The following is a 7,815-nucleotide window of genomic DNA, read 5'->3' on the forward strand; positions in this document are numbered from 1 at the left end:
CTGTGAGAATATCGGCCCTATAATCGTAAACGTCAGGAATGTCGTTAAAAGAACCGTCGTGAAAGGTACGACAAACAGGTCAATCATTTCAGGCGTGTGCTTATGAAGCCATTTTTCAATTGAACACATCAGCCAGACGGCAATAATTACGGGAATTACGTGACCCTGATAGCCGACTTTCTGAACGTTTATGACGAAGTTAAGAATCTTGAAATCCCACGTAGGAATTTGAGACATTGAGCCGACGACCCACGCATTTACTAAATTCGCATGAATCATGGCCAAGCCTATAACTGCGCCCAAGAAAGTATTTCCGCCGAAGACTCTAGCCGCTGAAATTGCAACGATGACCGGTAAATATGCAAATGCCGTATTAGCTACCATGTCTAAGAAATCATACCATGAAGTTTGCGCGAATTCCGGGTAAACCTTGCCCATTGCCTCGACAAATCCCATCATGAGACCTGATGCAACAATTGCGGGCAGAATAGGAACAAAAACGTCGCCGATTGCCTTTAATATTCGCTTCCAAACGGGCTGGCCTGCTGCGGCTGCTGCTTTGACGTCGTCTTTTGTCGCTTCAGTCATTCCTGTAACGCTCAAGAATTCCGCATAGACTTTATTGACTGTTCCCGTGCCTATAATTAATTGCAATTGTCCGTTATTCTCGAACATGCCTTTGACTCCGTCGACGTTCTCAAGGGCTTTCTTGTCAACTTTGGAATTGTCCTTAATAACGAGTCTGAGTCTCGTTGCGCAGTGGGCCGCCTGAGTGATATTCTCCCGCCCGCCTATGTGTGAAACAATTTCTTCCGCACATTTTCTGTAATCCAGTGCCATAATAAAATAATACCTCCTGAAAAATTAAATTAAATTTAAATCTGCAAACGCCTTAGCAAGCCCGTCATCACTAACTGAAGGACAAACAATATCAGAAAGTTTCTTGAGAGCCTCCGCACCGTTAGCCATACAGACACTAGTTCCAACAGTCTGTATCATTTCCAAATCGTTCATACTGTCGCCGAATCCTATAGAGTCGCTTAATGGGACTCCAAATTTTTCGCAGATAATTTTTACGCCTCGTCCCTTGTCGAATGCCTTATTAATAATTTCGCCGTTAATGCATTGTGAAGATGAGCCGCCGACTTTGACTTCCTGAACTATAAAATTAAACTCATCGCCCATTAATTTTTTAGCCTCGTCAAGCTGGGACATATCAAGACACATGATAACTACTTTATAAATCGGTGAGCCGTCATATTGACTCATTGGCTTGATTCCTAAATTTGCGGATAATGCTTTTCTCCAGCGTTCAATTTCGCTGTTTCCTTCACCCTGAGAGCTTAGGAACTCGCCGAGATTCTCATCGCCCCATGAACCTTTTTCGGCCTCGATTGTGCAAAAAACTCCGTGCTTGTGTAAAGCATTTAAAGCCGTGTCTCTCTGTTCGTCTGTCATGGGATAATTAAATAAAATTTCGCCGCAATTTTCACCGATTGCAACATAACCGCCCGCGCAGGATATAACGCCGTCAAATTTGTATTTAAGCAATGGCCTTAGCATGTCGGGATTCCTGCCAGTGCATAAAAAAATTTTGTGCCCGTTTGAGCGTGCCTTGTTGATTGCGTCTATAGCACTTTGAGGGGGGATATTTTCTCCCGGTTTTGTCAGAGTGCCGTCGATGTCAAGAAATATTAATTTCACTAGTTTTTGCCCTCCTTGATTAATTTTTTGTCTTCATCAATTAAACCTCTTAAAAATGTAATTACTCGTTTTGGAATTTCCGTTATTTCCGCAATTTCCTCGTCGTTGAGCATTGCAGAATATTTATCGCTATACAAAATATTACAAGCAATAATCCCAAATGACGGAATGATTTTTTCTCCGTCAAGAACTTCATAAAGTTTTGTCATAAATTCTTCGTGCTCTTGTTCTCTTTTTCGTTCCCTCTCATCAATTTCGTCTAATAATCTCACTAGCTCTGGGTCTGGCTGCCAAGGCAATATAATGACCTCCCTTGAGAAATTAAGCTAACCCGATTTCACGCCTTAAACTTGTGATAAACTCGATCGGGCGTTTTACTACTGCCGCAATCTGTTCGTCCGAAAGCAGACCGGATTTTATGAAATCGCAAATATTTTGCCTGATACCTTTTTCAATACCAGCGTCCCACGTTAATTCAAGTTCGCCTTTGTACCTCACGCCGTTTCTCCTTTCTTCAAATAGGGTGTCTAGATAATCCCTAAATTCCAAACGATATTGAATATCGCTAAGACTCATAACTCTTTCAAGATACATTATAAATGCCCGCCGCCTGTCTTTATCTAGTCCCCTGTCAGATAATAATTTCGCTATTTTTTTCATGTAGCCGACTTTGCTTTTATCTGACTTGCGATACTTGGCCGCAATTTTTACCGAATATATAAATAAATCAACTAGGCTGTCTCCTGATAATAATTCTTTATCGCTCACTTCATAAGCCTTAACGAGATTATATTTATACTCTATTGAAGTCCCGAATAAATCAGCCTTGTAAAAATCATTCTCATTCTTTGGCCGCCCCGCTGTGAGTATAGCCAGCGCAACAGGATTCTTATTATAGTGAGTGAACAGCAGGCAATAATATCTAAACATTCTGAGCGCAAAATCTTCCCCGCCCTTGTCCTGAATCTCAATGTGCAGTAACACCCACTCTTCCCCGCCTTCTTTCAGGAAAATTTTCAGCAGTTTATCTACATATCTTTTCGGAGTATTAATCTCATTGTCATTGAAAGCCGCTAATATATCGTGAAGTTCTTTATCGAGAAATTCAGGCTCATGATTTAAATCTGCTTTGATATATAATCCCGGAATAAATTTCTCCAGAATCTCGCGCCAGAAATCAGCAATAAAATCTTTCCAGAGTTCGTCATAATCAAACGCCTCTTGCTGTTCTTGAGTTAAAATATTATTTGCTGTATATTCTGTCATGAGCTGCCCGGAAAACTCCTTTAAATAAATATAAAATTTTTTTGCTGTGAAATTATCTTGAATGAGAAAATTATAATATCAAATTTTTATACAGGCAATAAAGCAAGGTGCTATAATCACGTAAAATTTTAATTCATTCAGGAGCATAATAAACTTGTTAAATAATAAATCTCATAATATGGACATGCTGCACGGGTCATTGCTTGATAAAATTTTAATATTCGCTTTACCCCTAGCACTAAGCATGATTTTGCAGCAATTATTTAATTCGGCTGATGTTGCAGTTGTCGGAAGATTTGACAGTCCCCAAGCTATGGCAGCAGTAGGCAGTAACGGAGCAGCAATTAACTTAATGGTAAATTTATTTGTCGGTCTCTCAATCGGTGCAAATGTTATCGTAGCTAAATATATCGGAAAAGGTGAGACTCAAAAAATTCATGACGCTGTACACACTTCTATATCAGTCGCGTTAATAAGCGGCGTTATTTTGCTAATATGGGGCTTGAGCGTCGCAAGATTCCTATTAACCCTAATGAACACTCCGGACGATATTATTGACTTGGCAGTGATTTATTTCAGAATATATTTTTTAGGGACACCGTTTATAATGCTGTATAATTTCGGCTCGGCCATTCTGCGCAGTAAGGGAGACAGCAGTCGCCCAATGTGGAGTCTTATTGCCGGAGGAGTAATAAATGTAATTCTAAACATGATACTTGTCATAATATTTAAATTGAGCGTCGTGGGAGTTGCCGTTGCTACAGTAATTGCTAATATAATCAGCGCGCTAATTATTCTATATTATTTATTGCGTGAAGAAGCCCCGTTTAAATTTAGATTTCAAGATTTGTGCGTTATGAGGGATTATGTGACTCAAATAATAAAAATAGGTCTTCCTGCAGGACTTCAGGGAATGTTATTCGCGATCTCAAATGTTACTATTCAGACGGCAATAAACAGTCTCGGCTCATATGCAAGTGCGGGGAGTGCGGCGGCCTTAAATTTTGACTTTATCACATATTTTTTTGTCGGAGCATTCACTCAAGCGGCAGTAACTTTTACATCACAGAATTTCGGAGCGGGTGATTATTTACGCTGTAAAAAAGTATTCAATCTCTCAATGACTGCGGGGTTATTTTTTACCGGGCTGGCCTGCTTTATCTGTGTATTCTGGGACGATGAGATTTTGAGCCTTTACACAGTTAATCCTGAAGTCATGTATTATGCTAAAATCCGAATGATTCACGCAGTTGGCTTTTTATGGCTGTGCAATGTCTACGAGATTCCCGGTGGAGCTTTGCGCGGAATGGGATATTCTACACTTCCTACAGTTATAATATTGCTGGGCTGCTGTGTTCTGCGTATTATATGGTGCTGGACGATTTTTGCTTACATGAAAGATTTTGCGGTCTTAATGGATGTTTACCCGGCTTCATGGACAATAACGGGAATAGCGACTCTGATTGCATATTATTATATAAGGAAAAAGTTATTTATTTGATTGAGAATTAGGCGGGCGATATTATTTGCGTGAGTGAGTAAATGAGAATTTGCCGGACATTGTGAGATATTTGCGAAAATATTTATATAAGCGCGTAAAAATTTCGTGTAATATTATTTGCTTGATATTATGTAAATAGCTGTAGATTCCACGAATAAGGCAAAAATATTAAAGAATTCTATCACTATTTCCGACAATAAAATGAATATAATGGCAAAAAATTTTTTTCACGGAGGACTCAAAACATGAATAAATTACGTAATTTACGCAAGGGGGGGGGGGGGCTGTGTTAGTATAAACAGTTTCTCGCATTATAAGTCAGGAGGTTGTTACTTATGAGAATAAATAATAATATTCCTGCATTAAAAACTTTCCGCAAACTTGAATCCACTAACAAAGCACTCAATAAATCAATCAGGGCACTATCAACGGGCTTGCGTATAAATTCGGCTGCTGATGATGCTGCGGGATTTGCAATAAGCGAGAAAATGCGTTCACAAATCAGCGGGCTCGACATGGCATTAAAGAATTCGCAGGACGGGATTTCATTTTTGCAGACGGCAGAAGGGGCACTGGGTGATGTGAATTCAATTTTGCAGAGAATGCGCGAGTTATCAGTACAGGCAAGTAATGACTCTCTGACTTCAAATGACAGGCAATATATACAGCTTGAGATTGACGAGTTAAAATCGCAAATTAATCAAATCGCCGGGACTACACAATTTAACAGAAAGAGATTACTTGACGGGAGCTCCGGGGCTTTATGGTCAAGCAGTGATTTAAACGTGAAGGCAAGAATTAACGGGGGATTGACTTATAAAGACGAGTTCGGCCAGAAAGTAACGAGCGAGGGCAATTATAAAATTGTAGTCAGCACAGAACCGGGCCAAGCTCAAGTCCAGAAAAGCAATATAATAAGTGTCGCTAAATATGGAATGGATATCGAATACGAGATACTCACAGAGCCTATAATTCAAACTGTATACGAGGTAGAAACACTTACAGAGACGATAACAGAAATGGTAACAGAACTTCAGCGTTCAACTGAGTGGGTAACAATTACTAGAACACAAGAACTCCCTCACATTATTTTACTAAATGAAGGAATTGACTCTATAGAGCAAACATCAGGCAATGGATGGGCATTTGAAAATGGGAGTCTTATAATATCAGAAAGTGGAACTTATGACATTCGCGGAACGGCAGGGGCTGATGCAGCAAATTCGCCAAACATTATAGTCAAAAATGGAGTAAATGCTAATATATTTTTGACTGATGTAAATATTGATAAGAGTAACACGGGAGTAAATATGTCAAAACTCGGTGAAGCTGCTTTACAAATAGAAAGCGGAGCAACTGCTAATATATATCTAGCTGGTAATAATTCATTAAATAGTGGAGCGGGTCGTGCGTGTCTTGAAGTTCCAGACGGAGCAAGTGTAAGAATTTCAAGTGCTGAGGGGGACGGACAAATTACAGGAACACTCACAGCTAATAATAGCTCAAAAGGTGCTGGAATTGGCGGAGCAGGATATCCATCCTTACAAGGGCGTGCAGGAAATATATCAGTGTATGGCGGGAAGATAGAGGCTCGAGGAGGAGCAGGTTGTGCAGGAATCGGAGGAGCTGACACGGAAGGTTATGACGGAGGAGGCCATATATTTATAGCAGGTGGTAATATAACATCATGGGGGGGAACATTTGCAGCAGGTATAGGGAGTGGATATTTTCCAGCAACATTTTCGGCGAAAACACGTACAAGCGATAATACTATTATAGAAATTTATGGCGGTAAAATTAATGCATACGGAGGTAGTGCTGACGAGGAACTTATTAATATTTCAGCAATTTATGATGTTCACGGAGCAGGTATAGGAGGCAGCGCATATTCAGGAGCAGGATTTATTACTATAAATAAAACACTCATTGATGACGGTGATATTATCGCAGTATCTGGCGGAACTGGTGCAGATAGAATAGGTCATGGAACATCTGGCGATAGGTCGGTATATGAAAATAGAATTAATCTGAATGCAAATATCCCTGTAAGTTATAGCGATGCACCGAATCGTCCTACAGTTAATGTTAAAATCGAACAGCAAGAAGAACGCGAAGTATATATTGAGGTTGCAGTACCAGTAACAAGAGAAATTACTCATGAAGTTACGAAAAAAGTAGATAAAATTGTCGGTTATCGTGTTGTTGATAAAATACCAATTATAAAGGGGCTTCAGGGAGATTTTGTTTTTAGAGAAAAAACGCTCGGTGAAATATCGCAATTTTATGACTCGAACGGAAAATTTTTACTCTCTCAACCTCAAACTATCACAATCACGCAGGGCGACGGCAAAAGCGCAAATATAACTCTCTACGAATCCGACACAATGCAGGACGTATCAAAGAAAATCAATGACGCTATAGCAAATTCACTCGGCCAAGCAAAATATACTGACAATCCCAATAAATTTTGTACAATTTCAGACGGCACCGAGAACACTTCAGAGTCAGTATACGAGAAAACAGCAATTTATGACTCAGACGGCAATTTAACGGGCTATGATATTCAAGCTACAATGTTAATTCGTTCGGCAATTCCCGGCCAACTGGGCGAGCTTACTTTTTCAGGCAGCGAGGATTTATTAAACGCGCTCGGACTTAACACTATTCAATCATCGAGTGAGAGCACTTACACGGCCAGCGTATATAATGCTCACACAGGCCAGCCAGTAGCAGTGAACGTGAAATCTTCAGAACCTGAATTCCCGAGTCTCATACCTCCTGAAATAGATATACGCGTCGACTTAATAGCCGGCCTAAAATCAACATGGAACGAGTCAACAAAGTCATTTATGCACGTTAAAGACGATAATTATTCAGCATTTATTCATTTAAGCGACAACACAGCAATATTTCAGACGGGAGCGAACGAGGGCGAAGATTTTATTATTCAGCTCGGCGACACATCGACATTTGCACTAGGAATCGACAATGTAAATTTATTGACCCGCGAAAACGCATCACGTTCGATCGGCATTCTTGACCGTGCTATAAATCGAGTCTCAGCCCAGCGCGCTAAAATCGGAGCCTTCAACAACGCCCTTGAACACGTAGTAAATAATTTGACAACAACGAGCGCAAATCTTTCAGACTCCGAATCCCGAATAAGAGACGCAGATTTTTCACAGGAATATATGAATTTTATCAAGCTGCAAATTTTGAATCAGTCAGGCACGTCAATGCTTGCACAAGCTAATCAAACGCCGCAGTCCGTATTAAGTTTATTGCAATAATTTATAAATCGCTCAAAAATTTTTTGATATAACACTTGCAAAATAAAAATAAGC

At 40.0% G+C, this 7,815-nt stretch carries 6 protein-coding genes; 2 read left to right on the forward strand and 4 right to left on the reverse strand.

Annotation, left to right across the window (positions count from 1 at the left end; translation table 11 throughout):
* From IJS99_02135 to IJS99_02150, 4 genes are all read right to left on the reverse strand, one after another.
* Positions 1-840: PTS transporter subunit EIIC (locus IJS99_02135; GenBank protein ID MBQ7560621.1), on the reverse strand; the 840-nt coding region annotated here is incomplete at its 3' end.
* Positions 841-864: 24 nt separating this feature from the next.
* Entirely contained in the window at positions 865-1,704 is an 840-nt protein-coding gene (locus IJS99_02140; GenBank protein MBQ7560622.1) for an HAD family phosphatase, read from the reverse strand.
* Positions 1,704-2,003: a hypothetical protein gene (locus tag IJS99_02145; GenBank protein MBQ7560623.1), complete on the reverse strand. Its 300-nt coding sequence runs from the start codon at positions 2,001-2,003 to the stop codon at positions 1,704-1,706. Before IJS99_02145 ends, IJS99_02140 begins: the two co-directional genes overlap by 1 nt.
* A 22-nt stretch (positions 2,004-2,025) precedes the next feature.
* Positions 2,026-2,970, reverse strand: a complete 945-nt coding sequence (locus tag IJS99_02150; protein MBQ7560624.1) for a hypothetical protein — start codon at positions 2,968-2,970, stop codon at positions 2,026-2,028.
* 178 nt (positions 2,971-3,148) lie between these two features.
* Between IJS99_02150 and IJS99_02155 the strand changes: the two genes are divergently transcribed.
* Together IJS99_02155 and IJS99_02160 are read left to right on the forward strand one after the other, a co-directional pair.
* The gene (locus IJS99_02155; GenBank protein ID MBQ7560625.1) at positions 3,149-4,471 is read left to right on the forward strand and encodes an MATE family efflux transporter; all 1,323 of its coding nucleotides are present in this window, start codon (positions 3,149-3,151) and stop codon (positions 4,469-4,471) included.
* A 335-nt stretch (positions 4,472-4,806) separates the two neighbouring features.
* Entirely contained in the window at positions 4,807-7,761 is a 2,955-nt protein-coding gene (locus IJS99_02160; protein ID MBQ7560626.1) for a hypothetical protein, read from the forward strand.
* Positions 7,762-7,815: the final 54 nt, after the last annotated feature.

The sequence above is a fragment of the Synergistaceae bacterium genome (assembly GCA_017444345.1).
GTDB lineage: Bacteria > Synergistota > Synergistia > Synergistales > Aminobacteriaceae > JAFUXM01.